At 75.5% G+C, this 24,867-nt stretch carries 20 protein-coding genes; 11 read left to right on the top strand and 9 right to left on the bottom strand.

The window, feature by feature from the left end; genetic code table 11:
* Positions 1-293: 293 nt before the first annotated feature.
* The 3 genes from ABEA15_RS19775 to ABEA15_RS19765 all read right to left on the bottom strand — a co-directional run bounded on the left by ABEA15_RS19775 (position 294) and on the right by ABEA15_RS19765 (position 3,009).
* Positions 294-515, bottom strand: coding sequence for a hypothetical protein (locus ABEA15_RS19775; RefSeq protein ID WP_344142095.1), 222 nt, complete (start codon positions 513-515; stop codon positions 294-296).
* 670 nt (positions 516-1,185) lie between these two features.
* The gene (locus ABEA15_RS19770) at positions 1,186-1,941 is read right to left on the bottom strand and encodes a DUF4429 domain-containing protein (protein WP_344142094.1); all 756 of its coding nucleotides are present in this window, start codon (positions 1,939-1,941) and stop codon (positions 1,186-1,188) included.
* Between the two features lie 99 nt (positions 1,942-2,040).
* Positions 2,041-3,009 carry a DUF1206 domain-containing protein gene (locus ABEA15_RS19765; protein ID WP_345558135.1) on the bottom strand — a complete coding sequence of 323 codons (969 nt, stop codon included), beginning with the start codon at positions 3,007-3,009 and terminating at the stop codon, positions 2,041-2,043.
* 361 nt (positions 3,010-3,370) lie between these two features.
* Between ABEA15_RS19765 and ABEA15_RS19760 the strand changes: the two genes are divergently transcribed.
* The 3 genes from ABEA15_RS19760 to ABEA15_RS19750 all read left to right on the top strand — a co-directional run bounded on the left by ABEA15_RS19760 (position 3,371) and on the right by ABEA15_RS19750 (position 6,621).
* Positions 3,371-4,477, top strand: coding sequence for an oxygenase MpaB family protein (locus ABEA15_RS19760; protein WP_345558134.1), 1,107 nt, complete (start codon positions 3,371-3,373; stop codon positions 4,475-4,477).
* Between the two features lie 318 nt (positions 4,478-4,795).
* Entirely contained in the window at positions 4,796-5,506 is a 711-nt protein-coding gene (locus tag ABEA15_RS19755; RefSeq protein ID WP_344142089.1) for an acetate uptake transporter family protein, read from the top strand.
* 587 nt (positions 5,507-6,093) lie between these two features.
* Positions 6,094-6,621, top strand: a complete 528-nt coding sequence (locus ABEA15_RS19750; RefSeq protein WP_344142087.1) for an EF-hand domain-containing protein — start codon at positions 6,094-6,096, stop codon at positions 6,619-6,621.
* A gap of 207 nt (positions 6,622-6,828) precedes the next feature.
* Here the strand turns inward: ABEA15_RS19750 and ABEA15_RS19745 are convergent, their stop codons facing one another.
* From ABEA15_RS19745 to ABEA15_RS19720, 6 genes are all read right to left on the bottom strand, one after another.
* On the bottom strand, positions 6,829-7,281 hold the full coding sequence (locus tag ABEA15_RS19745; protein ID WP_344142086.1) for a DUF6917 domain-containing protein: 453 nt from the start codon (positions 7,279-7,281) through the stop codon (positions 6,829-6,831).
* Entirely contained in the window at positions 7,278-8,258 is a 981-nt protein-coding gene (locus ABEA15_RS19740) for a Gfo/Idh/MocA family protein (RefSeq protein ID WP_345558133.1), read from the bottom strand. The genes ABEA15_RS19745 and ABEA15_RS19740 overlap by 4 nt, the downstream gene beginning before the upstream one ends.
* Entirely contained in the window at positions 8,258-9,466 is a 1,209-nt protein-coding gene (locus tag ABEA15_RS19735; protein WP_345558131.1) for an Ldh family oxidoreductase, read from the bottom strand. Before ABEA15_RS19735 ends, ABEA15_RS19740 begins: the two co-directional genes overlap by 1 nt.
* Before the next feature lie 186 nt (positions 9,467-9,652).
* Positions 9,653-11,005 carry a M20/M25/M40 family metallo-hydrolase gene (locus ABEA15_RS19730; protein WP_344142082.1) on the bottom strand — a complete coding sequence of 451 codons (1,353 nt, stop codon included), beginning with the start codon at positions 11,003-11,005 and terminating at the stop codon, positions 9,653-9,655.
* Positions 11,002-11,955: a sugar phosphate isomerase/epimerase family protein gene (locus ABEA15_RS19725; protein ID WP_345558129.1), complete on the bottom strand. Its 954-nt coding sequence runs from the start codon at positions 11,953-11,955 to the stop codon at positions 11,002-11,004. The genes ABEA15_RS19730 and ABEA15_RS19725 overlap by 4 nt, the downstream gene beginning before the upstream one ends.
* Positions 11,939-13,048 (bottom strand): Gfo/Idh/MocA family oxidoreductase, encoded by a 1,110-nt coding sequence (locus tag ABEA15_RS19720; protein WP_345558128.1) that lies wholly within the window; start codon positions 13,046-13,048, stop codon positions 11,939-11,941. Before ABEA15_RS19720 ends, ABEA15_RS19725 begins: the two co-directional genes overlap by 17 nt.
* A 586-nt stretch (positions 13,049-13,634) precedes the next feature.
* Between ABEA15_RS19720 and ABEA15_RS19715 the strand changes: the two genes are divergently transcribed.
* From ABEA15_RS19715 to ABEA15_RS19680, 8 genes are all read left to right on the top strand, one after another.
* Positions 13,635-14,828: a DegT/DnrJ/EryC1/StrS family aminotransferase gene (locus ABEA15_RS19715; protein ID WP_345558126.1), complete on the top strand. Its 1,194-nt coding sequence runs from the start codon at positions 13,635-13,637 to the stop codon at positions 14,826-14,828.
* On the top strand, positions 14,825-15,979 hold the full coding sequence (locus ABEA15_RS19710; protein WP_345558124.1) for a DegT/DnrJ/EryC1/StrS family aminotransferase: 1,155 nt from the start codon (positions 14,825-14,827) through the stop codon (positions 15,977-15,979). The genes ABEA15_RS19715 and ABEA15_RS19710 overlap by 4 nt, the downstream gene beginning before the upstream one ends.
* 9 nt (positions 15,980-15,988) lie before the next feature.
* Positions 15,989-16,975, top strand: a complete 987-nt coding sequence (locus ABEA15_RS19705; protein ID WP_345558122.1) for a UbiA family prenyltransferase — start codon at positions 15,989-15,991, stop codon at positions 16,973-16,975.
* A 49-nt stretch (positions 16,976-17,024) separates the two neighbouring features.
* Positions 17,025-18,365: a protoporphyrinogen/coproporphyrinogen oxidase gene (locus ABEA15_RS19700; RefSeq protein WP_345558120.1), complete on the top strand. Its 1,341-nt coding sequence runs from the start codon at positions 17,025-17,027 to the stop codon at positions 18,363-18,365.
* Positions 18,362-19,987 (top strand): AMP-binding protein, encoded by a 1,626-nt coding sequence (locus ABEA15_RS19695; protein ID WP_344142071.1) that lies wholly within the window; start codon positions 18,362-18,364, stop codon positions 19,985-19,987. Before ABEA15_RS19700 ends, ABEA15_RS19695 begins: the two co-directional genes overlap by 4 nt.
* A gap of 289 nt (positions 19,988-20,276) precedes the next feature.
* Positions 20,277-22,196, top strand: coding sequence for a CoA transferase (locus ABEA15_RS19690; RefSeq protein ID WP_345558118.1), 1,920 nt, complete (start codon positions 20,277-20,279; stop codon positions 22,194-22,196).
* The gene (locus tag ABEA15_RS19685; protein ID WP_345558116.1) at positions 22,193-23,914 is read left to right on the top strand and encodes a class I adenylate-forming enzyme family protein; all 1,722 of its coding nucleotides are present in this window, start codon (positions 22,193-22,195) and stop codon (positions 23,912-23,914) included. Before ABEA15_RS19690 ends, ABEA15_RS19685 begins: the two co-directional genes overlap by 4 nt.
* Before the next feature lie 34 nt (positions 23,915-23,948).
* A complete protein-coding gene (locus tag ABEA15_RS19680) occupies positions 23,949-24,818 on the top strand; it encodes a class I SAM-dependent methyltransferase (RefSeq protein ID WP_345558114.1) in 870 nt (289 codons plus the stop codon).
* Positions 24,819-24,867: the final 49 nt, after the last annotated feature.

The following is a 24,867-nucleotide window of genomic DNA, read 5'->3' as shown; positions in this document are numbered from 1 at the left end:
ACGGCTTGCCGTCGAGCACAAGCCGCACCGCTCCGCCGAGCCGAGCCCCGTCCACCGGCGGTGCGGCTCCGTCCGAAACGTCCAGCGTGCGCTCGGCGGCGGGCTGTGCCGCGCGCTACGCGAACAGCACCCACTGCCGCAGCCCCGGTGGTGGCAATGAACCTTCACCGGCTTCGTGTTCTCACCGATTTTGTAGCTACCGCCGCGACACGCCGCCGACAGCGGCAGTAGCTACAAGATCGGCGGGCTATCGGGGACGCATGGAACTCGGAAAGGTCTCCGGTCAACCCACTCTAAGCGGTTTCGCTCTGTCTGAATCGCTCGATCGCCTCGATCACGATCTCCGGATCGATGCGGACCGCCGCCTCTCCTTCGAGAGGGTTCTGTACTTCAGACATCTCGGAACCGGTCAGCTCTACACCCTGAACGACCAGATCGCCTGTGTCGGCGACGTAGACCGAGGGGCATCCTTTGCCGCCGGACAGCTTGTCCTTCGCGAGCAAGGTGAGTTTCATGGTTATCCTGCTTTCGATAGAGGGCGGGCAAACTCACGCTAACATGCGTAATTCGGGCTTTCCAGGGTGATTCCGGTCGTAGTGACTACGACAATGACGTACTTGGCCCGGGAAATTCGCCGAAGTGCTGGCCAGCGGAGCCTGTCGCGGGACGAGGCGTGGGACGCCTTCCCTCCATGCCGACTCTGCGCCGCATCGCCGAGTCGGCCCTCCGGAGCTGGTGAGCGGAGAGGCCGAGGTCCACGCGCGGGTGCGCCTGGGGGAATCCGGGAAGGCGTGGCACGCGCGGGCGCTCGGGGATCCGGATCAGGAGCACATGATGCCTGCGGACGCCGGTTCCACCATTGGCGTCGCCGTGCTTCAGCGGCGTGCGGCGCATGGCCATAGTGTCGGCCCATCGCGGGGCGGGGCAACGGGTGGGGCCCTGCTCGCCGCAATCCTCGACCGCGCCTTCGGGTACCAAGGTGCGCAGGGGGCCTGCTGGACGTCAAGTCGCGCAACCATCGTGCCCGCACCCTCTACGAATCGGCGGCTTGAGCCTCGTCGGAACCTGCACCGCAGTTGTCGCGGAAGATGACGGCACCGCACTGACCTCCGCTCATGGAGCGGCTTCCCGGTGCGTGCGGCGGCTCCGGCCGCGCCTGCGGTTCCCCGCACGCGGCCCCGGTGGTCAGGACTCCAGTTCCCCCATCGCGCCCTGGTCGCGCGCCCACAGGTGGGCGGTGATGGTGGCGGCCATCATGAGGGCCCGGGCGCCCTCTTTGCCCTCGTCGCAGAGCAGGCACGCGAGGTCGTGCTTGGGCTTGGTCACCTCGGTCCGCACCGCCTCGACCGTGTTGAGGCGGAGGTGGCCGTACTCCCAGCCGTCCGAGGGCACCCATTCGACGCCGGTGAGCTCGCTGAGCCGGATTTCGCGGCGATGCGCCTTCTTCTTGCGCGCGGCCGCCGAGACGCCGGTCCAGATCAGCCGCACCGTCGCGCCGTCGAACACGGCGGCGCCCTCCGACGTCTGGATGTGCAGGGGCAGCGGGCGCACGAGGCGGGTCGCCAGGCGGGGGTCGGGGCCTGAGCCGCCGGCCTCCTCGGCCGCACGGTGCGCGGCGAAGCGGATCTGGTCGGCGAGGTACTCGGCGACCAGTTCACTGCTCGCCGGCCCCACCAGCCGGAAGGGCTCCGAGCCCTCGCTCAGCATCGCGCCCGCGGCGGCGTAGGGGTCGGTCCGGTCGTGCAGCCGCAGTCGCAGCGTCCAGCGCTTTCGCCTGCTGTCGGCCAGGTCGAAGTCGACAGCGGAGATCGCCGACACGGGGACCGTGCACCGGCCCAGCTCCTTGAGCATGGCGTCCTTGAACGCGCCTGTGTGGAAGCGGATGTCGACCGACTCGCCGTCGAAGGTCCACTCCGCCCGATCGCCGCGCAGCACGTCCATGGACGCCGATCCTAGACGCCGAGCCCCGCCCTGCCGACCCGGCACCGTCCCTCGGGCGGCCGGTCCCGGCCGCGTTCCCCTGCGGCTCGTGCGCGCCCGTTACGGCCGCATCCACCGGGCCTTGCAGAAGCAGTACAGCCCGTAGCAGACCAGGCCGAAGGCGATGGCGCCCAGCAGCAGCGGGCCGGCGGGGGCCTTGCTGACCGTCCGCAGCGTGTCGTCCAGGCCCTGCGTGCTGTCCGGAGCCCGGACCAGCGCCGCCCGGACCACGAAAGCGCCGGCCAGCGTGACGATCGACAGCCGCGCCAGGTTGCCGGGAACGTTGATTGCCACCACGGCCGGGCGCATCCGGCGCGGCATCGCGGCGAAGTCGATGTCGTGGGTGTAGGCGTTCCTGCGGACCATGGTGAACGCCAGCGCCGCGCCGAACCCGACGAGCGTCAGACCGATCAGCGCTACCAGGACCCGGCCGTAGGGCAGCGACAGCAGCTGCGCCGTCAGGTGCTCGCTGCGCCGGTCCTGGTTGGTCGCCGCCGCGCCGACCGCCACCCGCAGGACCGTGGCGAACAGCAGGCCGTAGACGACGCTGCGGCCGACGGCGGCGACCCGCCGCGTGGTCCACACCCGCAACCGCGCGCCGAAGACGAGCAGGGCCAGTTCACGCAGCGCGAGGCCGCCGAGGCCGCCGAGCGCGACCCAGAGCGCGATCCCGCCGACGGGGGTGGCCGCCACCATCTCCAGTGCGCCGCGGGCGCTGGCCTGCTCGCCGGAGTGGCCGGTGGCGGCGATGTGGGCGCTGATGTAGCCCACCAGCACGTAGAGCAGGCCCTTGGCGACGAGGCCCACGCGGGCCGAGAACCGCAGGGCCGTACTGCCTGCGCCGCCGCCGTCGCCGGGCGCCTTGCGCTTGACCTCCTTCGCCGGGTCCGCGGCCGCCTCGCCGTCTCCGCTCGGCGCCTCGGCCGGAGGAGCGGACCGGCGGTCGACGGTGCGGCGATCGGACGTGCCGCCCCGGTGCGGGCGCCCGATCTTGCGGTCCTCCCGTCCGGGGCCGCGGAGCGCGAACATACCTGTCCCGCTTGCCCCGGCCCGGTGCGGGCAAACACCGCCGCCACCGCCCGATCCGCGGCGGCGCGCACGAGGGCTCGGGCCTCCTTACGGCCGGCGCACTGGTTGCGGTCCGGGGTAGCGGGCGCGCGACCGTGACCGAATCCGGGCTCTGACCTGGTATTCCAGGATCACGTGGAACGTTTGCCGTGCCGGTGCCGGGAGCAGGTACGCCACGGCGATCGGACCCGCGGTGACCGCACGGATTCGGAGAGTTCCCGAATGCGTCGCAACGTCCCCCCAGCAGCGGCACTGCGCCGCGGACACGGGGCCGCGACCGCGCGCCGACGGACCCTTGACCGCGTGCACAGGAGGCCTCCGCATGGCCATGGATTACACCGGCTTCGCCGCCGAACTGCGCGACCTGGGCGACCCCCTCGCCGATGAGGTCGTCAGGGAACTGCTGGACGAAGGCCGGATCAACAGCGTCAACAACCTCTTCCGCGAGATCGGCGCGGCCGATTCCCCGATCCCGGGGCAGACCCCCGGCGCGCTGCGCGAGTTCTTCGAGTCCACGCGCGCCTTCCCCGACTGGGTGGAGGACTCGCGCCTGCGCGACACCGCCTCATTCTTCCGACACCACCACATGGCCGCCTCGGCGATGCAGGCGACAGTGGGGCTCGTGGGCACCTACCTCTCGCCGGTGGGCGCCTACACGCTGCACTCCACCCACCGGCTCTCCCACCAGCCGCACCGACGGCTCTCCCAGTCGACGCGGATCTTCATGGGCATGGGCGACTCCGACGCTTTCACCGAGCACTCGAAGCTCGTGCCGACCTGCCAGAAGGTGAGGCTGGTGCACGCGGCGATCCGGGAGCTGCACCGCCGCTCGGGCGAGTGGGACTACGAGGCGATGGGCATGCCCGTCTCCCAGCTCTACACGGCCGGAGCGGCGCTGGTGTTCTCGGTGGGCGTGCTCGACGGCATGGAGAACATCGGGCTGACGGTGGATCGCGACGAGGCCGAGGGGTTCATGTACGCCTGGGCGATCGTCGCCCACTTCCTCGGGGTTCCCGACACCTACATCCACGAGGCGATGAGCTCCCACACGCGTGCCGCCGACCTCTGGCACGAGGGGCGCGAGCACGAGTGGGCCTCCAGCGAGGAGGGCATCCTGCTCACCCGGGAGTGCATCGACCTGTACGAGTCCTACATGCCGCCGGGCTTGGAGGGCGCGGTACCGGCGTTCCTGCGCCAAGCGCTGTCCGACCGGTTCGCCGACATGGTCGAGGTGCCGACCTCCGCGTTCGACCTCGGCGCCGACGCCGCGTCGGTGGGCGCCTCAACGCTGCTGGGCTCCCCGGTGGGGCACAACCCCGTGTCCGACGAGGTCATCGGGCATCTGGGCAAGGCGGTGGAGCGCGTCTGCCGTGAGGCGTTCACCGCCGGGCAGGAGACCGAGCCGCAGATGGCCGACCGCATCGGCTGACCGGCGGCAGGCGTCGGCCGCCTTGTCCGAAGAGGCGGTCGGCGCAGGCGGCCCCCGGCTCCCCCACGGACTGCCGGGCCGGCGCCGTGCGGAGGCCGCCGCGATCGGCGCGGCGGCCGCGCGCTACGGTGCCCGGGTAGGCAGTGCGGCTCGGTTCACGCCGCTTCGGCCGCCCGAGCCGCGGCGGCACGCGGGCGGCGGCCCGCGCAGCGCGCGTCCCCACCCCGAGGGTCTCCGGGTGCGGTGACCGGGCCGCCGGCCGGGCCGCGCCGGCGACACGCGGCGTCCGGCGCGGAAGCGAGTCGCCGAGGAGCCACCGTGACCGGACCCGCTCCCGAGAGCGCGTCGGACGAAGGGACCGATCCGGACCGGCCGGCCGTGCGTATCGGCCTGCGCCCCATCGCCAGCCCCGCACCGGTGGGCTTCATGGCGCTGGCGGTGGCCACCCTGATGCTCAGCTCGCTCCAACTGGGCTGGCTGCCCGCAAGCGAGCGGGACCACGTGTCCCTGGTGCTGATCGCCTTCGCCTTCCCGCTGCAGCTGCTCGGCTGTGTTTTCGGCTTCCTGGGCCGCGACATCGTGGTCGGGACCGGAATGGGAATGCTGGGCGGTACCTGGCTGTCCACCGCGGTGGTCTCGCTGACCTCCCCGCCGGGCGTGATCGCCGTTCCCACGCTCGGTGTGCTGATGCTGGCGGTTTCGGTGGGCCTGCTCGTGCCCGCAGCGGGTGCGGCGACGGGCAAGCTGCTGGCCGCGGCCGTGCTGCTGGCGGCCTCGGCGCGCTTCGCGCTGACCGCCGGCTACGAGCTGACCGGGGCGCCGATATGGGCGACGATCTCCGGAACAGCGGGGGTCGCGTTGAGCGTGCTGGCCCTCTACGGTGCGCTCGCGCTGCTCATCGAGGACATCAGCAAGCGCACGATCCTGCCCGTGTTCCGCCGGGGCGGCAGCCGGGCATCGATGCGGGGCAACCTCGGCTCCCAGTTGGGCAGCATCGAGCGCGAAGCCGGCGTGCGCGAGCAGCTCTGATTCAGCACGCGCCGGCAGGGGGCTCCGCCCCGGCACCGTCGGCGCTCGGCGGACGGGCTCGCGCGCCGCCGCTCGCCGCGCCCGGCGCACACGACCAGGAGGCTCCGCATCGTCGTGCCGCGGCCGACGGGGCGCTGCAGGCCATTCCCGGCGGCGTCCTGCGGTGCGGTTCGCGCGTGCTCGGACGCGTGGTGGGACTTCGGCGCCCGATCACGGTGAAAAAGGATGCGGGAGTCCGCTACCCGAATTTCGGGCCTCCTGAACAGTGAAACAGGGAAAAGGGAAAGCGTCGGCCGTTTTCCAGGGGCACGCGAAGACGGACATGCGGCGAATTTCCGGCTCAGCGGCCAACCGCGGCATACCCGAGCGAACGCGGCGAATCGACGGAGCTTTTCCTGTGATTTGTTCCGAAATATCGGTGGTGCCGTCGAAGGCGCCGGATGCGCGCGAAAGATCTCCCCTTATTCGACGCCGGATTTTCTTTATGCGGCGGCACGCGCGGTGGTAATGTATTTCTTGCGAAGCTTCGCCTGCCGGTTGCACGGCACCTCCGCGTGTCCATCGTTCATTTATATGAAGGGTCGATTATGGCGAACGGCGTGAAAGAGCGCGAGCGGCTGAACGAGCGGTTCGCGCACTGGGACAACAACGGCGACGGAACCATCGACCGCTCCGACTTCGAGGCCGAGGCGCGCGAGATCATGCGCAACCTCGGTGAGGACGACACCACTCCCCGCGGCCGCGCGGTCTTCGACGCCTACACGCAGATGTGGGACTACCTGTCGAGCAAGGCCGGCAAGACCTCGCTCAACGCCGACGAGTTCGCGGAGGTCGCCGAGGCCGAGATCATCAGCCAGGGCGACGAAGGCTTCAGCCGCGTGCTGCGTCCGACCATCAGGGCGATCGTGGACCTCCTCGACCAGGACGGCGACGGCCGGGTCAGCCCCGACGAGTTCGCGCGCTGGCTCGACGCGGTCGGCGTGGCCGGCGACCCCCAGGCCGTCTTCCGCAGCGTCGACACCAACAGCAACGGCTATCTGACCGTCGACGAGCTCATGGCCGCCGTGCGCGACTACCACCTGGGGCGCGCCGACGTCCCGCTCCTCGGCCGGTAACCGGTCAGCTGTGCCTGGGCCGCCCACAGCACAGGGGGTGTGGGCGGCCCCGGTTCCTGCCGCCGGGCGTGCCCCGATCCCCTCGGGCACGCCCGGCGGCGATGCGGTGTCCGACCGGATCCCTCCGATCCGTCCGATCCGCCGGAGCGGCACCGGCGCCGCTCCGGCACCGGAGCCGGTGCCGGTGCCGCTTTCGAAGGCTCCCGCTCAGCCCGCTCGGCCCGCCCCCGCCGCCGCGGCGGTCGGCCCCCCGGTCCGGGACGCGGGCGCGAACTCGACCCGGTCCTCCGGCCGCAGCCCCAGTTCGTCGCCCGTCAGCGGGGAGCGGGTGTGCACGAGGATGTTGTAGTGGTTGGGGAAGTGGCACCCGTCGAACCCCAGCACGGTACCGACCACGCGCCCGTTCACCCGCAGCTCGTCACCGCGGTCGACGACGCCCGCGCACTCCATCTCGGCGAAGCCGAGGAACGCGACGCGGTCGATCCGCGACCCCGCCGCCGTCTCCGCGTGGTCGGTGGCGACCAGCTCGTGCACCTCGCCCGCCCGCACACACCGGCCGGCGAACGCCAGCAGCTCCATCCCGCGCTCCTCGCGCCGATGGATCAGCACCTTGACCACCGTGCCCGTGACCGCCCGCTTGGGCCCGTCCTCCCCGATCACCGGCCCGCTCCTTCCGCGTCGTGTGCGGTGCCCTCGGGCACCGGCTCCCCTCCGGGCCGCGCCCGGCACTCGGACCGGTAGGCGGCGTCCACGAGGGCGAGCGCCGCCGGCCCGCCGTCGTCGTCCCGCGTGCCGGGGCTGCGCAGACGGCTCTCGAAGTCGCCCAGCACGCCCCGGTACTCGTGCCACAGCGAGTCCTTGAAGCCCGGGAAGCCGCCCAGCATGTCGGCGGAGTCGGTCCTCCCGTCGGCCAGCCGCACCCAGACGTCCTTGAGCTCGCCGTCGTAGGACCAGTCCAGCTCCACCGCCGCGGTGGCGCCGTCTGCGGAGATCAGCCGGACCGCGGCTCGCCGGTCGACCGCCTCGCGGTCGCGGGCGATGTGCGCCTCGGCCACCGAAAGCTCACCCAGCAGCATCCGTGCCAGGTCGAAGGCGTTGGGGCCGTTGTCCGCCACACATCCCCCGCCGCTGCGGTCCGTGTCCAGGTACCAGGAATCGCGGCCGATGTGGTCCTCGATCCGCTCCAGGTAGCGCACACGCACCTCGGCCACCGGCACCCCCTCGGGCAGCCGTTCGGCGAGGGCGCGCACGGCGCGGTTGTAGCGCCGGTGGAAGGCGGTGAACAGCGTGACACCGCGCAGCCGGGCCTCGGCCCGCAGCGCCTCGCCGTCGGATGGCAGGAGGGCCAGTGGCTTCTCCACGCAGACCGGCACGCCGGCGGCCAGCACGTCGCGGCACAGGGGGGCGTGCATGTGGTTGGGCGCACTGACCACCGCCGCGTCGAGCCCGCCGCTGGAGAGCATCTCGCGGTGGTCCGGGTAGCAGCGGACGCGGCCGCGCGGCGCGGCGAGCGCCTCGGGGCGGCGGTCGCACACCGCCGCCAGCCGCAGCGACGGCATGCTCTCCAGCGCGGCCAGGTAGAAGCGGGAGATGGCGCCCAGACCGATGACGCCGACGCGCAGGGGGGTCTCGGGCATCAGCGCCCTCCGACGACAGGCGGCGCCGCGACCCCCGCGGCCTCGGCGGCCTCGGCGAGTTCGCGCAGGAGCGCGGACGGCAGCCGGACGCCGTCGCGGCGGTGGCGCAGCGCCGACTCGGCCTCGTGCCAGCCCGGGTAGCACACCGGCGACTCGGCGTCGGCCGGCGGCGCTGCCAGCACCGCTGAGAACAGGTCGCCGGCATCGGCCCCGAAGCCTTCGCGCAACCGGTCCGGGGCGACGGCCGCAGCGAGGAAGCCGATGTCGTCGTCGCTGCGGCCGTCGCCCCTCCGGTCCGCCTGCACGGGGCCGAGGCCCGCGCCGGGCAGCAGCGCCGCCAGCACCTCCACGGCCAGCGCCAGTCCGAACCCCTTGTACGCGCCGCCGGAGCGGGCCGAGGCGCCCGCGCCCAGCCACAGCAGGTGCGCGTCGCCGCGGTCGAAGGCCGCGGGGTCGGTGACGGTCTCGCCGGCGGAGTCCGCCAGCCAGCCGGCGGGGACGCTGCGCCCCGCCCGCGCGGCCTCGCGCACGCGGCCCGTGGGAGCCCCGGTCGTGCTCATGTCCAGCACGAACGGGTGACCGGGCAGAGCGGGCGCGGCGACGCTGAGCGGGTTGGTGCCCAGCAGCGGAGCCAGCCCACCGGGCGGCGGAGCGATGCGCTGGCGGCCGCAGTTGGCCGCGACGACGCCGATCATGCCGCGCTCGGCGGCGCGCGCCGCATGGTGGCCGGCGCAGCCGAAGTGGGTGGCGCCGCGCACCGACACCAGTCCGACCCCGTACTCCCGCGCCCGCTGCACAGCCGTGTCCACGGCCGCGCCCGCCTGCCACAGGCCCGGCGCGCGGCAGGCGTCGATCAGCAGGGACGCGCCGTTGTCGGCCAGGGTGCGCGGCCGCGCCCGGGGGTCCACGCGGCCGTCGGCGAGCGCGGGCAGGTAGATGCGCGCGAGGTTGGCCAGCCCATGGGAAGGGTGGCCGCACAGGTCGCCGTAGCACAGGGCCTCGGCGGCGGCCCGGGCGCGCTCGAACGGCAGGCCGTGCGCGGCGAACAGGCGCTCGGTGAAGGCGAGAAGATCGGCGGCGAAGACGTGCTGGCCGCCGCCGTGCGGCTCAGGCGGGGCGCCCGGTTCCGGAACGGGGGCGGGGGGAGCCGGGGTGCCGGCTCCCGCCGCCCCCGCGGCCGGGGACTGCTGCGTGTCTGGGGCTACCACGGTGGGTACCGCCTTCCTCTCCTCGTCGTGTACTGGGATTGCGTCCCTCGGCAGGTCCGGCACCGGTCCGGCGGCCCGCCGCGGGAGGGGCCGCCGGACCGGTGCCGGCGGAAGGACCGCCCCCCGGTCGCGGGCGGGGGGCGGTCGAAGCGCCCGGCGCCGGGGGCGCTGGGGGACCGCGGCCGATCATGCGGAGCGGTCTCCCGTCCGGGACGGCGGGGCCGGCGGGGCGCAGGCCCGCGGATCGGGCCGGTACTCGCGGGCGAAGGCCGTGAGGACGCGCGCGACCGCCTCGGCGAAGCCTTCGAGCTCGGCCAGGCGGGCGAACTCGCCGTCGGCGTGGGCGTTGTTGGCGGCCAGGTCGCCGGGCCCCAGCACCGCCGCGGCGGTCCCGGGAACACCGTCCATCCACACCGCGTCGCAGGTGAACGCCTGCTCGTCGGGGGGCCAGAGCGCCAGACCCGCGCGCTCGCCCAGCAGGCGGTGCATCCAGGGGTCGCGGCAGTCGAGGGTGGGCAGGCCGCTCTTGAGCCACTCCAGGTGGGTGACCTGCCGTGCCTCGGCGGCCGTCAGCGCGAACCCGGGCGCCTGCGCGAAGCGCGCCGCGAACGCGTCGAGCCCGCCGTCCAGGGCCGCCGCGACCGCCGCGCCCAGCCGCCGCCCGGCCTCGGTGCCGGCGTAGGGCAGGTTGAGCAGCAGGTCGCCGCTGCCGTAGACCCGGTTGTGCCGCGTGCCGGTGCACAGCCCCGCCACGCACACCGGCTCGGTCTCGCCCGCCCGCTCCGCCAGGGACGCGGCCAGGTGCTGGGCGAGGAAGCCCAGCAGCACCGTGGCGTTGTGGCCGCCGCCGGGGCGGTCGTCGACGGAGTCGCGCCCGGCGACCCGCACGCGGGCGGTCATGGCGGCGGTGGATCGCGGCAGGTAGCGCAGGCCGGTCGGTTCGCAGAACAGGTTCAGCCGGCCGACGTGGCCCTGCTCGACCAGCGGGCGCGTGCCGAAGGTGCCCATGGCGCCGCCCTCCTCCCCGGCGACCGCCTGGATCAGCACGCCGATCCCGGAGCCGGTGCCGATGGAGGGCTCGGCGCGCAGCGCCGCGCGGACGCCCGCGAGCAGCGCCACGGCCGGGCCCTTGGCGTCGACGGCGCCGCGTCCGTGGAAGCTCTCGCCGTCGAATCGCGGCGGCTCCCAGCCGGAGACCGTGTCGAGGTGGACGTTGAACATGGCGGTCGCGGCGCGCGGGCGCGGCGGGCCCAGCCGCAGCACCAGGCTGGGCTCGGCGGCCAGGAACCCGGGGTTCTCGGCCGCGGCCTCGCGCACGGCCAGGGGGACGTCGGCGCGGTCCACCCGGGCCGGGTCCGGGGCCGCGTGGTGTACGGCGGCGAAGCCCAGGGCGGCGGCGGCGCGCGCGTAGGCGTCCTGGGCCTCGCGCAACCGGGGCGGTGCGGCTCCGGGGCCGGTCTCCAGCAGTCCGGCGGTGGGCAGTTCCAGCAGGCGCAGCAGCAGCCGGCGGTCGGCCTCCGACAGGGGCGCCGGGCTCACCGCGGCGTCCCCGCGCCGGTCGCCTCTGTGCCCGCCGCCGCGGCCGCGACCTCCGCGGCGAGGCGGCGCAGCGCCTCGCCCGCGGCGACGAATCCGTCGGGGTCGCCCGACCCCGCCGCGCGGCCCAGATGCGGGCGCAGCGCCAGGTGCGGCTCGATGGACCAGACACCCCGGTAACCGCGCTCCACCAGCATGCGCAGGCACTCGGCGACGCCGGCCCGGCCCTCGCCGGGCGCGGTGTAGACGGGCTCGCCGCCCCCGGCCGCGGGCAGCGCGTCCTTGACGTGCACGTGCGCCACGCGGTCGGCGATGTCGGCGAGCAGGGCGGGGGAGTCGTAGCCGTGCGCGACGCCGTTGCCGGTGTCGAACAGCAGGCCCAGAGCGGGGCTGGCGGCGGCGTCGAGCAGGTCGAGCATCCGCTCGGCGCGGTCGGCGGCCCACCCGGCGCAGTTCTCGGCCAGCAGCAGGACTCCGCGGCTCTCGGCGACGGCGCACAGGCGGCGCACCCGCTCCACCGCGCGGCGGCGCCACTCGGGCTCGGCGAGGCCGTCGTTCGGGTAGGTCATGATGCGGATCGCGCCGGCGCCCAGCGCGGCGCAGCGCCCGGCGAGGACCTCCAGCTCGCGCAGGTCGGCGTCGAAGTCGGCGGTGACGGGCCGCGCCCAGTCGCCGATGCGGGAGTCCAGGCAGCAGACGGCGACGCCGCGCACCTCCAGCTCGGCGGCGATCCCGGCGAAGGCGCGCTCGTCGAGGTCGGCGACGGCCCGCCCGCCGACGCTGCGCAGCTCCAGGCAGCGCCAGCCGAGGCGGTCGAGCGCGGAAAGCTGGTCGCGCAGGCCGCTGCCGGCCTCGTCGCCGATGCCGGCGAACACGATGCCGGGCGCGGGCCCGGGCGGACCGGCGGAGGAGGGCGGAGCGGAGCCGGGCCGGAGATCAGGCGGGGTCGGCATGGCGGATCCTCTCCCCGGCGCGCACAGGCGAGCCGGGCCCCGCGGCCGCCCGTTCGGCGCACATCGCCTTCGCGGCCGAGAGCAGGCGCACCGCGCGGACCTGCAGGCCGAAGGCGTCCTCGACGGGCGGTCTGCGCAGCCCGGCGAAGTGCTCGTAGGCGCCCAGGACGAAGTCGGCCAGCGCGTCGTCGTGGAAGACCAGGTGCAGCGAGCCGTCCTCGGTGGCGGCCCGAAGCTGGGAGGTGTCGTCGTCCTCGCTGCAGGGGTAGTGGCCGACCAGCGTGCCGCGCTCGAACTCCAGGGTGATGCGGCGTTCGCGGGTGGGTGCGGTCAGGTCGGAGAAGATCTCGGTGGCGGCGCCGGAGTCGTGCTGCAGCACCAGGCCCGCCTGGCCGAGGCGGGGGACCTCGACGTTGCCCAGCGCCATGTCGCTCCAGCTGGCCGACGCGACGCGGGCGCCGCCGGCCAGGGCCAGCGCGACCCCCACCGAGTGGGGCAGCTCGACGTCGAAGACGGTCGGGTGGGCGCGGCTGGTCAGAGAGCGCACGAACCGCGGCTTGCGCTGGACGACGGACACGCTGCGCAGGCCGCCGAGCTCGGGCGGCGGAACCGGAGCGCCGTCGCCGTGCGGACTGAGCCCGTGCAGCCGGCCCTCGCGGACGGCGGCTCGCAGGCGGTGGGTGAGCGCGCTGGTCAGCCACTGGGCGACCACGGCCAGGTGCAGGTCGAAGCGGCGGCGCAGCGCCACCACGGCCTCCAGTTCGCGTTCGTCGGCGGCCAGCGGCTTCTCGACGAGGATGCGGCGGTAGCCGAGGCCGGCGAGCTCCTCCAGCAACCGGATGCGCGTGCCGGGCGGGGTGCACAGGTGGACGACGGTGTCCGCGGCCTCGGCGGTGTCGGCGGCCGCGCGCAGGGACGCGACCGGCTGCGTCCCCGGGGGCGGGGGGTCGGGGCGGCCGAGCGGGTCGAAGCAGAGGACGGGCCGGGGGGCGAAGACGGGGCGCCGGCCGGCCAGGGACCTGGCCCGCGCCAGCGCCGGGAGGTGCAGGCCGCGTCCCGCGCGGCCCAGCCCCACGACGAGCGTCTGCAGCATGGCGGCCACATCATCCCTTCTCGAGCTGGGTGATCTGCGAATTGTGCTTCGGGTGCGGGTGGGCGTACACGGCCGCTTCCGGCGCACCGGGAAATGCGAACCGGTCGATTTCCGCGTGCGGAGGCGGGGCGGGTTTTTCGGTGCGGCGTGCAATGGCGGTTTCGTGAACGGGTCCAGATTCGTGCCGCGGCGCCGCGCTTGTCAACCGCTATCCGGCGTTATTCGAGCCGAGTGGACCGGGCGCGATTGAATCCGTGCAATTGCTTCTCGGATATGGTGGTAAGCGCGGGGAAGTGCGGTTTCTGTCAGTCCTGTGTCGTATTGAGGGGAAATAGCCCTTCCGGGAGCCGCCTTCACGGCGCCTCGTCGCCCTGCCGGCCCCGCGGCCCGCAGTCCGGTGGACGGGTTTCCGGATTTCCCGGTTAGATTCGCCGCGGCCCGGGCATAATCGGGTCCGCCTTGGAAAACCGGCAGTCGAAAACGGTGCCCCCCGTCGTTCGAGTTGTTTCGCCGGCCCCCCGATATTCGACCTAGGTGATGTATGGAACGCGAGTTTTCGGACGCCGTTTCAGCGGTTTCCGCAGCGGTGGCCGATCATGTCCCGCAGACCGCCGCGGAACCGTCACCGGTACCGTTCTTCACCCAGCGCGACACGTTCGCGCGCCTGTGGCCCGACATCCGCCGCCACTGCTGCGAGGTGCTCGACAACGGCAAGTTCTCGCACGGCGGCAAGGTCGCCGAACTGGAGGCCGCGCTCGCCGAGTGGACCGGCGCCGGCCACGTCGTCGGCGTCAACTCCGCCACCGACGCGCTGGTGCTGCTGCTGCGCGCCGTCGGCCTGCGCCCGGGCGACGAGGTCGTGGTGCCGGCCTTCAGTTTCATCGCCTCCGCATCGGCCGTCGCGCTGGCCCGCGGCCGGCCGGTCTTCGCCGACATCGACCCCGTCAGCTACGCGATGGACCCCGCCTCCGCCGGGGCCGCCGTCACCGACCGCACCCGCGCGCTGATGCCGGTGCACCTGTTCTGCCAGATGGCCGACATGGCGGAGCTGGGCGCGCTCGCGGCCCGTCGCGGGCTCACCGTCGTCGAGGACAGCGCCGAGGCCATCGGCATGCGCTGGAACGGGACCCACGCCGGCCTGCTCGGCGCCGGCGGCGTGCTCTCCTTCTTCCCCGCCAAGACGCTCGGCGCCGTCGGCGACGCGGGCGCGGTCATCACCGACGACGCCGAGACCGCCCGCACCACCGCCGCCCTGCGCCACCACGGGCGGCGCGGCGACACCCTCGACGCGTTCTCCCGCATCTCCACGACCACCAGCCTGCCCGGCCATAACAGCAAGATGGACGACCTGCAGGCGGCGGTGCTGCTGGCCAAGCTGCCCGACCTGGGGGGCGGCATCCGGCGCCGCGCCGAACTGGCCGCCGCCTACACCGAGCGGCTGCGCGGCGTGCCCGGCGTCGTCCGCCTGCCCGCTCCGGTGCCGCGCCCGGCGGCCGTCGACCCCGTCTACTACGTCTACCTGGCCGAGTTCGAGCGCCGCGACGAGCTGGCCGCCCACCTGGCCGACCACGGCGTGGGCACCGAGACCTACTACCCGGTGCCGCTGCACCTGCAGCCCTGCTTCGCCGACCTCGGCCACCGCCCCGGCGACTTCCCCAACGCCGAGGCCGCCTGCGCCCGCGCGCTCGCGCTTCCGCTCTACCCCGACCTCACCCTGGACGCGGTCGACCGGGTCTGCGCGCTCATCACCCGCTTCTACACCGGAAGGGAGCCGGCGTGATCCCGTTCTTTCCGCCCGACCTGTTCGAGGCCGACCGGGCGGAGCTGCTGGAGGCCCTGCACGCGGTGGGCACCGACCCCGACCAGCGGTTCATCCTCGGCCGGCGCACCGCCGCGTTCGAGGACGCCCTGCGCCGGCGGCTGGGTGCGGCCGACGCCGTCGCCTGCTCCAGCGGCACCAGCGCGCTGAGCCTGGTGCTGGCGGCGATGGACGTCGAGCCCGGCGACGAGGTCGTCGTGCCCGCCTTCGGCTGCGCGCCGCTGGCCGCCGCGGTCTGCGGGCTCGGCGCGGTCCCGGTCTTCGCCGACATCGACCCCCGGACCCTGGTCGCCGATCCCGCGTCCGCCGAGGCCGCCGTCACCGGCCGCACCCGCGCCCTGATGCCCGCGCACATGTTCTCGGTGATGGCCGACATGCCGCGCTTCGCCGAGATCGCCCGCAACCGCGGGCTGCGCCTGGTCGAGGACTCCGCGGTTGCCCAGGGGGGAGTACTGGCCGGCCGCCCGGCGGGCCTGTGGGGCGAAGCCGGGGTGTTCTCGTTCGTCCAGGTCAAGACGTTCGGCACCGCGGGCGAGGGCGGAGCCGTGGTTACCGGCGACCCCGGCCTCGGCCGGGCCGTGCGGATGCTGCGCAACCACGGCCAGGACGGCGCCCGCCGATTCCTGCACCACCGCGTGGGCTTCAACAGCCGCTTCGACGAGGTCCTCGCCGCGTTCCAGCTGCACCGGCTGCCCGGGCTCGCCGACCGCCTGGAGCGCCGCGCGCGGATCGCCGACTACTACACCGACCGCTTCGCCGACCTCGCCGACCGCGGCGTGGTCGCGCCCCCGCCCGGCCGCGAAGGCCGCTGCTACTACGTCTACACGCTGCTGGCCGAGCACCGCGACGACCTCAAGGCCCACCTGGCCCGCGACGGCGTCGGCAGCCACGTCTACTACCCGCGCCCGCTGCCGCGCCAGCCCGCCTTCGCCCCCTACGCGCCGCCGGGCGCCGCCTGGCCCAACGCCGAATCCGCCGCCCGGCGCAACCTGTCCCTCCCGCTCTACCCGCACCTGAGCGACTCCCAGGTCGAGCACATCGCCGACTCCGTGTGCGCCTACACCCGCCACGGCGGGAGCGTCCCCCTCGTTCCGAGCCGACGAGCACTCTAGGAGGACCCGATGGCACCCGAGGACCCCCCGCGGACCGCCGCCCCCCGCCCCCTCCAGCGTCCCGCCCTGCCGGCCAAGGCCGGCGCCTACGCCCGTCTGGCCAAGCTCGACATCATCGACTACTACCTCGGCCTGCTGGTGGCGTGGAGCCTGCTGGCCCCCGTCGAGCGCACCGACCCCGCCGTGCTCGCCGCGCTGGTGCTGCTGCTGGCGGGCGAACTGTGCATGGTCGCGGTCATGACCTCGTTCGACGACGTCACCGGGCTGCGTGACGGCAGCGACGCCGCCAACTACGGCCCCGACGCCCCCCGCCGCAAGCTCGTCCGCAAACCGCTGATCGCCGGCACGCTCAGCGAGGCCGAGGCCATCCGCTTCGGCTGGGCGGCGGCCGCCGCGACGGCGCTGATCTGGGGCGCGGCGGTCGCCGTCGCGCCGCACAGCCCGCTGTGGGCCGTCGGCGCGCTCGCGCTGTGCCTGGTGTGCTCGGCCCAGTACTCCTGGGGCCTCAAGCTCAGCTACCACGGCTGGCAGGAGGTCTTCCTGGTCGCGCTGGGCGTGGGCCTGCTGGCCGGACCCTACGGCCTGCTCTCCGGCACGCTCGACGCGTTCGTGCTCGTCCAGGGTGTGCTCTTCGGACTGGGCCCCCTGCTGTTCGGGGTCTACTCCAACACCAACGACATCCCCGGCGACGCCCGGGTACACCGCCCCACCGTCGCGGTGCTGACCTCGCCGCGCGGCAACGCCGCCTTCGTCGCGGCGGTCTCCGCGGCCGAGGCGGCCATCATCGTCGGGGCCGCGGTCGCGGGCGTCGCGCCCTGGTTCGCTTTGGCCCTGTCGCCCGTCGTCGCCCTGCGCGCCCTCCAGTGGACCATCGGCTTCGTCCGCGGCGACATCCTGCGCGCCCGGAACCTGGGCATCAGGATCCACCGCGTGGCCGTCGCCCTGCTGATCGCGGTCAACCTGGCGCACCCCCTCGTCCCGGGGGCATCCCTGTGACCCCGCGCCGCCGGGCGGGGGCGGGCCGCCGGCGCGCGGGCGGGCCGCGATGACGGCCCCACCCCCCGACATCGACGCCGCGGTCGTGGGGGCCGGGATCGGGGGCCTGGCGACGGCCCACTTCCTGCGCCGGGCGGGCCGCGAGGTCCACGTGTTCGAGGCGGCCGACTCCGTCGGCGGGCGGATGCGCACCCTGCGCCGCGGCGGATGGACCGTCGACACCGGCGCCGAGATGATCCCGTCCGCCGGCTACCCCGCCACCTGGGCGCTGATCCGCGAACTGGGCCTGGCCGCGGCCGACGTCCCGCGCGTGCCCGGCGCCCTGTCCCTCTGGCGCGACGGGCGCGCCCGCCCCAACGCGGGGCGCCCGCTCGGTCTGCTCACCGGCGCCGGGCTCTCCGCGCGCGCCCGCGTGGAGCTCGTGCGGCTCCTGGCCGGCGGCGCCGGCGACCAGGCGGCCGGCACCCTGGAGGAGTTCGCCGAGCGCCACAGCCCTGAGCTGCGCGAGGGGTTCCTCCACCCGCTCGCGGCGGGGTTCTTCGGCTGGCGCCCGGAGCGCTCCGCCGCCGCGCCGCTGCTCGCCCACCTGCGGTCAACCGGCAGCACCGCGCACTGGCGCACCTACCGGGGCGGCATGGACACCCTCGCCCGCAGGCTCGCCGCGGGCCTGGAGGTCTCAACCGGCCGTGTGGTGCACGAGGTCGCCGCGGCCCCCTGCGGCGCGCGCCTCACTCTCGACGACACCGCGGTCACGGCGCGCTCGGCGGTGCTCGCGGTACCCGCGCCGCTCGCCGGAGGACTGCACCCCGGCGCGCCTGCGGAGGAGCGCGACTTCCTCGCCGCGTGCTCCTTCGCGCCGATGCTGCGCGTGAGCCTGGAGCTGGAGCGCCGGCCCTCCGCGGCCGCGGGCATGCGCGGATTCGCCGTCCTCGTCCCCTCCACCGAGGACGACCTGATCAACGTCGTCACCCTCGACCACAACAAGCATCCCGACCGCGCGCCCGCCGGGCGCGGCCTGGTCTCGCTGATAAGCACGCCGCCCGCCACCGCCTCGCTCATCGGCGCGAGCGACGCCGAGATCACAGCGGCGCTCGCCGAGCGGGCCGAGCGCTACCTGCCGGGACTGCGCGGCATGGTCGGCCGCGTCCACGTCCACCGCTTCCCCCACGGGCTGCCGGAGGCCGCGCCCGCGGCGCTGCGCGCCCGCGCGGCGTTCCGCGCGCGCCCCGCCCGCGCGATCGACTACGCCGGCGACTGGGTGGAGCTGCGTCCCTGCAGCGAGGGCGCGGTCGCCTCCGCGCACGTCGCCGCCTCCCGCGTCCTCGCCGACGCCGCCGAACGGTGCCCCGCCCACCGAGTCAGTCCAGTCCCCGGGAAGGACAACCGATGAAACGGCTCGACGTCGCCACGCTGTTCGACACGCTCGCCGACCGGCGCAGCCCCACCACCGCCTACCTCAGCCGCCCGCTGGACGTCCACCCCGGCGCCGCCGTCGAGCTGGGCGTCGCCGACCTGGCCGCGCTGGTCGAGGACGCCGCCGGCTGGCTGGCGGCGGCGGGGGCGGGCCCCGGTGACCGGGTCGCGCTCGTCAAGCGCAACCACTGGGACATCGTGCTACTGGCGATGGCGGCCATCCGCCTGGGCGCGGTGCCCGCCCCCATCTCCGCGCACATCGCCCCGCCCACCCTGGGCACGATGCTGGCGCGGCTGCGCCCCGAGGTGCTGGCCCTCGACGGCGCCACGGCCGAGCGCCTGCGCGCCGCCGGCGTCGACCCGCCCGCCCGCCGCCGGCTGCTGCTCGACGGCAGCCGCGAGGCGCTGCCCGGCGCGGTACCGCTGGCCGACGCCCGCGGCCACCGGGCCCCCGCGCCGCAGCGGCGGCGCGACGACGAACCGCTGATCATCGTGCACACCTCCGGCACCACCGGTACCCCGAAGCTGGTGGTGCACTCCACGCGGACGATCGTGCGCCGCCTCATCGGCTTCGAGGCACACCGCTGGCCGGTGCTCAGCAGCCGCCCCGACGACACGGTCGCCTCGGCCACGTCCTTCGTGCACGGCCGCGCGTTCGCCTGGACGGCGAGCGTGTTCTGGCTGCGCCCGCGCGCGGTCGCGCTCGTGGCCGACCACGCGCCGGAGAGCGCCGAGCCGTTCCTGCGCGAGCACCCGCCCACCACGCTGGAGGCGCTGCCGGCCACCTACGTTCGCTGGCAGCCGCTGGCCCGCGCGCAGGGCGCCGGCAACGTGTTCCGCCGGGTCCGGCTCTACATCAGCACCTTCGACGCCGTTCACCCGCCCGCCGTGCGCGGCTTCCTCGCCGCCAGCGCCCGGCGCCGCCCCGTCTGGCTGCAGGGCTGGGGCCAGAGCGAGACCGGGCCGCTCACCTTCCGGTTCCTGACCCGCAAAGCGCTGGCCGGTGTCGGGGAGCGCCGCCCCACCACCCGCGACCTCGGCCGCCCGGTTCCGGGCCGGACCAGGCTGCGCGTCGTCGACCCCGCCACCCTGCGCCCGCAGCCGCGGGGCCGCCCGGGGCTCATCCTGGCCCGCACGAAGGCGCTGGGCCACGGGTACGTGGGCGAGCCCGAGCGCTGGGCCGCCAAGGAGCTGGGCGGCTGGTGGAACACCGAGGACATCGGCGAGGTGACCCGGAGCGGGTCGGTGCGGGTGCTGGACCGCGAGGTCGACGCCGTGGAGCGGATGAGCTGCATGGAGATCGAGGACGTCGTCGACGACCGGATTCCCGAGGTGCTGGAGTGCGTCGTCCTGCGCCCGCGGGAGGGCCCGCCGCTGCCGGTCGTGGTCACCGAGTCGGGCCGGCTCCACCCCGGCGTCTGGCGCCGGGCCACGTCCGACCTTCCGCGGTTGGCCGATCCCCTGGTGGCGGTCTGGGACGACCTCCCCCGCACCGGAACCGGCAAGGTCCGCCGCCTCGAACTCCGCGCCCGCCTGCTGGGCACCGCCCGCCGCATCCCGCGTCCGCGCGTCGCCGGCTCCGCCTCGGCCGAGCAGTGAGCCGCGGAGCGGACCCGCGCAGCGGCCGCGGACCGATGCCCGTGATCGGCGGCGGGCCCGCCGCCGCCCGGGCGGCCGCAGGGCTCCGGCGGAGGTGCGGCGCGCGGCGGACCCCTCCGGCCGGTCTCGGCTGTGCCCGGCCGCCGCAGGGGCGCCCGCGCCCGGCGTGCCCGCCTTGCGCACACGGCCGCCCGCTCGGCGGCTCCGGCGGGCGGGAGCGGTCGGCCGGGCGAAGGCGCGGCACACAGCGGCTCCGGTGCGGCCGGGACGACGGAAACGGGGGAGTGCGATGACGCTGTCCGATGCGGGCGTCGCCGCCGGCGACACGGCGGCGCCGCTGGCGGGTCTCACCGTGGAACGCGCAGGGGACTCCGTCGCGGCGCGCGTCGCCGAGGCCCACCTGCGGATGCTCGGGGCCGACTCCTCCGCGGAGCCGGGCGGCGCCCCGCCCGAGGGCGCACCGCCGGACGCGCCGGCGGGTCGCCTGGCGGTCGGCGTGCCCGGCGGGCGTATCGGCTGCGACATCGGCTGGGCCGGTCCCCTCGGCCTACCCCTCGGCGACGAGACCGCCGTTCAGGCCGCCTGCGGGATCATGCACGTCCACGGGCGCGCGGTGGGGGAGCCGCGTCCGCTCGGGCTGGACTACGCCTCCGCGGTCGGCGGCGTCCTGGCCGTCCACGGCCTGCTCGCCGCCGCCATCGGCCGGTTGCGCGGCTCCGGCGCCGCCGGTGTGCGCACCTCGGTCGCCCAGGCGGCGCTGCTCAGCGTCGGCCAGTACCTGGCGGCGGCGACCGCGCCGGAGGCCGGGCGGCCGGAAGAGCCCCGGCACGGCGGCCCGCCGTTCGACTCGGCCGACGGCGTGCGCTTCGAGATCGAGACGTTCGACGCCGAGACCTGGCAGCGCTTCTGGGCGCTGCTGGGCGCCGACCAAAGCGCGCTCGCCCGCGGATGGCGCCCCTTCCTGCACCGCTACGCCGCAGCCGCCTGCCCGCTGCCGCCGGAGCTGCAGGCCGCGGCCGCAGCGCACGTCTTCCGGGCGATCGCCGACGCGGCCCAGGCGGCGGGGATCAGCCTCGTGCGGGTCCGCGGCGCCGACACTTCGACCGCCGTCCGCGCCGACCGCGCCCCGTGGCGGCTGTCCGCCGCTCCGCGGGCGGGGACGCCGGAGCCGGTTCCCGGGGCCCGCGGCCCCGGAACCGCATCGCCGCTGAAGGGACTGGTCGTCGTGGAGTCCGCGCGACGCGTCCAGGGACCGCTGGCGGGCCACGTGCTGCGGCTGCTCGGCGCCGAGGTCGTGCGCATCGAGCCGCCCGGCGGCGACCCGCTGCGCTGGATGCCGCCGACGGTCGGCCGGTGCTCGGCCCGGTTCCTCGCGCTGAACCGCGGCAAGCGGGTCGTCGAGATCGACATCAAGTCCCCGGCGGGCCGGCGCGAGGTGTGCGAGCTCGTGGCCGGGGCCGACGTCTTCCTGCACAACTGGGCGCCGGGAAAGGCCGCCGCCTTCGGGCTGGACGCCGCCGACCTGCACGCGGTGCGCCCCGACCTGGTCTACGCCTGCGCCTCGGGCTGGGGCCGCGCCGAGGGAGCGGGCTCCGCGATGGGCGGAGCGCGGCCGCTGGGCACCGACTTCCTGGTGCAGGCACACAGCGGGGTCGGCGCGCTGGTGCGCCCGCGGGGCGAGCCCCCCGCGCCGTCGCTGATGACGCTGACCGACGTACTGGGCGGCCTGATCAGCGCGGAGGGGATCCTCGCCGGACTGCTGGCGCGGTGCCGCGGAGCCGGCGGCGCCCGGGTCGACTCCTCCCTCTACGACGCCGCGACCGTGCTCACCGGCTCGGCCGCGGCGGCCGGAGCGGGCGCGGACGTGCACGGCCGCGCCGACCGGCGCCCGCTGCGGGGACCGCTGCACGATCCGCTGCCCGCACGCGACGGCCGGCTCGCGCTCGGGTCGCGCGCTCGCGGCGCACCCGACCGGGTCGCCCGCGCTCTGGGCGCGGCCGCGCCGGCCGGCGACGTCCGGGCGGCCCTCGCCGCGCACTGCCGCGCCTACCCGGCGGCCGAACTGGCCGGGCGGCTGCGCGCCGCCGGGCTGGACGCCACCCCCGTGTGCACCGACCTGGCTGAGCTGGCCGCCGACCCCCGGTTCGGCGCCGCCGTCGAGGCCGCCGGCGCCGCATTCGTCCGCTCACCCTGGGAGTTCTCACCGTGAACGCTGCCTGGACGTCGAACAACGGGATCGTGCTCACCGACCTCGTACCCTCGCGCCTGCGCCGCGCGTGGGTGGAGCAGGGGTACTGCCCCGACACCGACCTCTACACGCTCTTCCGCCACCGTGTGCGCGAGCACCCGCACCGCGACGCCGTCGTCGACGCCGAGGGCGCGCTCGACTACTCCGCCCTGGACGCGCGCGTGCGCGGCCTCGCCGCTGCCCTGTCGGAGGCCGGGTTCGGACCGGGCGACATCGTCGCGCTCCAGATCTCCGACGGCTGGCGGGCCGCGGCCGCCGAGCTGGCGGTCGCAGCGATCGGCGCGGTGTCGCTGCCCTATCCCGCCATGCGCGGGCGCGCGGGGATCTCGGCGCTGCTGCGCCGCTCGCGGGCGAGCGCGGTGATCGCGGGCGACGCCACCGGGCGCACCGACCCGCTCACCGAGCTGGCGCGGCTGCGGCCGGAGCTGCCGCATCTGGCCGCGGTGTTCTCCCTGGGCGCGGGCCCCGACCCGCGCGCCGGAGCCGTGCCGCTGGACGCGGCCGCCGCCGACGGCGGGGCGGGGTTCGACGGGCCCGGGGCCGCGGCCCCGCCCGAGTCGCCGGCGCGCATCCTGGTGACCTCCGGTTCGGAGTCCGAACCGAAGATGATCGCCTACTCCCACAACGCGTTCGCCGGCGGGCGCGCCAACTACGTCGCCGCGCTGCACGACGGCTCGGTGCCCATGCGCAATCTGGTGCTGGTGCCGCTGGCCTCCTCCTACGGATCGCTCGGCGTCCCGGTGACCCTCGCGGGACTGGGCGGCACGCTGATCGTGCTGGAGAGGTTCGACCCCGCCGCCGCCCTGCGGGCGACGGCCGAGCACCGGCCCACCCACCTGTTCGCGGTGCCCACCATGCTGCGCCGGATGGCGGCCCGGCCGCACCGCCCCGACGAGGACACGTCGTCGCTGCGCACCGTCGTGACCAGCTCGGCGATCCTGGAGGCCGGGGTCCTCGACGCCGCGCGCGCCAGGTTCCGCCGCCCGGTGCTCACCGTCTACGGCTCCGCGGACGGCATGAACTGCCACACCCCCCACGGCGCCGGCGCGCGGCCGGGCGGGGTGACCGGGCCCCCGGACCCGGCCGCGGCCGAGATCCGCATCGTGGCCTCCGACGGACTCGACGCCGCGCCCGGCGGCGAGGGCGAGATCTGGGCGCGGGGGCCGATGAGCCCGCTGTGCTATGTCAACGCACCCGAGTTGGACGCGCGCTACCGGTCGCAGGACGGCTGGGTGCGCAGCGGCGACCGTGGCAGGTTCGAGGACGACGGCGCCCTGCGGGTGATCGACCGGCTCAAGCGCGTCGTCAAGCGCGGCGGCTACTCCGTCAGCCCGCGCGAGGTCGAGCGGCACGTCGCAGCGCATCCGGCCGTCGCCGAGGCGGTGTGCGTGGGGGTGCCCGACGAGGACCTGGGCGAGCGGCTGTGCGCGTGCGTGGTGCAGCGCGCGGGCGCGGAGCCGATCGCGCTGGCCGAGCTGAGGGCGTTCCTGGAAGACGGCGCCGGGCTGGAGCGCATGAAGCTGCCGGAGGCGCTGCTGCGGCTGAGCGAACTGCCGCTGGGAGCCACCGGCAAGGTCTGCCACCGCACGCTGGCGGAGTGGGCGGCGTCCCTCGGCGACCGGGCGCCCGCGCCCGGTCCCGGGCCGGCACCCGCGGCCGCGGCCCGGCACGGCAGGTAGGCGCGGGACACCGGGCGGAGGACAGGGGGAGGACATGGCGGACGCCACGGACGCGGTCGACGCGGTCGACGCGAACGAGAGGGCCCCCGCGGCGGCGGAGCCGGAGGCGGCGGGGCGGCCGGGGCCCACGGGGTACCTGTTCGACAACGACAGCGACCACGCCGTCGAGCAGCACGACTGCCTGGCGGCGGCCTACGATGCCGCCACCACGCAGGCCCTCGCCCGGACGGGTGCGGGCCCCGGCTGGCGTTGCCTGGAGGTCGGCGGCGGAGGCGGCAGCGTGGGCCGGTGGCTGGCCCGGCGCGTGGCGCCGCAGGGCGCGGTGGTGGTCACCGACATCAAGCCCGAGCGCATCCCGCGCGAGCCGGGCATGCGGGTGGTGCGCCACGACGTCGTGCGCGAGCGCTTGCCCGAGAGCGCCTTCGACCTGGTCCACGCGCGGCTGGTGCTGATGCACCTGCCCGAGCGCGACGCCGTCCTGGCCCGGCTGCTGCGCACGCTGCGCCCGGGCGGGTGGCTGCAGCTGGACGAGCTCGACGCCAGCCACGCGCCGGGGTTGGCGATGCCCGACGCGGCGGGGGCACGGCTGTACGCGCGCTTCCAGCGGGCCAAGCTCCGCGCGCTCACGGCGTCGGGGGCCGATCCCGCGTGGGGCGCGCACGCCGCTGCGGCGCTGCGCCGGGCGGGGTTCGCCGACGTCGACCCGCGGCCGCACGTGTCGGTGTGGTGCGCCGGGTCGCCGGGCGCGCGCCTGCAGGCGCACCACACCCGCCACCTGCGCGGAGCGCTGCTGGAGGCCGGCATGACCGAGGAGGAGCTGGAGCGGGTGCGCCGCCTGCTGGCGCACCCGGACTTCCTCGCGTGCTCGCCCGCGTTCTACACCGTCCAAGCCCGCCGCCGCTAGATCGTTGATGGGAGTTTCCCGAACCGGCTGCGGGCATGGCGAAGGGCGC

It is taken from the genome of Streptomonospora halophila (genome assembly GCF_039542725.1).
GTDB lineage: Bacteria > Actinomycetota > Actinomycetes > Streptosporangiales > Streptosporangiaceae > Streptomonospora > Streptomonospora halophila.
This window is presented reverse-complemented; position numbering and strand designations above follow the sequence as displayed.

What these genes read in the sequence shown, in the direction of transcription:
- ABEA15_RS19760 (WP_345558134.1), top strand. Translation starts at nt 3,371, where the DNA reads ATGGCCATGGATTACACCGGCTTCGCCGCCGAACTGCGCGACCTGGGC.
- ABEA15_RS19705 (WP_345558122.1), top strand. Translation starts at nt 15,989, where the DNA reads ATGGCACCCGAGGACCCCCCGCGGACCGCCGCCCCCCGCCCCCTCCAG.
- ABEA15_RS19720 (WP_345558128.1), bottom strand. Translation starts at nt 13,048, where the DNA reads ATGCTGCAGACGCTCGTCGTGGGGCTGGGCCGCGCGGGACGCGGCCTG.
- ABEA15_RS19725 (WP_345558129.1), bottom strand. Translation starts at nt 11,955, where the DNA reads ATGCCGACCCCGCCTGATCTCCGGCCCGGCTCCGCTCCGCCCTCCTCC.
- ABEA15_RS19770 (WP_344142094.1), bottom strand. Translation starts at nt 1,941, where the DNA reads ATGGACGTGCTGCGCGGCGATCGGGCGGAGTGGACCTTCGACGGCGAG.
- ABEA15_RS19750 (WP_344142087.1), top strand. Translation starts at nt 6,094, where the DNA reads ATGGCGAACGGCGTGAAAGAGCGCGAGCGGCTGAACGAGCGGTTCGCG.
- ABEA15_RS19700 (WP_345558120.1), top strand. Translation starts at nt 17,025, where the DNA reads ATGACGGCCCCACCCCCCGACATCGACGCCGCGGTCGTGGGGGCCGGG.
- ABEA15_RS19740 (WP_345558133.1), bottom strand. Translation starts at nt 8,258, where the DNA reads ATGCCCGAGACCCCCCTGCGCGTCGGCGTCATCGGTCTGGGCGCCATC.
- ABEA15_RS19765 (WP_345558135.1), bottom strand. Translation starts at nt 3,009, where the DNA reads ATGTTCGCGCTCCGCGGCCCCGGACGGGAGGACCGCAAGATCGGGCGC.
- ABEA15_RS19680 (WP_345558114.1), top strand. Translation starts at nt 23,949, where the DNA reads ATGGCGGACGCCACGGACGCGGTCGACGCGGTCGACGCGAACGAGAGG.
- ABEA15_RS19775 (WP_344142095.1), bottom strand. Translation starts at nt 515, where the DNA reads ATGAAACTCACCTTGCTCGCGAAGGACAAGCTGTCCGGCGGCAAAGGA.
- ABEA15_RS19690 (WP_345558118.1), top strand. Translation starts at nt 20,277, where the DNA reads ATGACGCTGTCCGATGCGGGCGTCGCCGCCGGCGACACGGCGGCGCCG.
- ABEA15_RS19695 (WP_344142071.1), top strand. Translation starts at nt 18,362, where the DNA reads ATGAAACGGCTCGACGTCGCCACGCTGTTCGACACGCTCGCCGACCGG.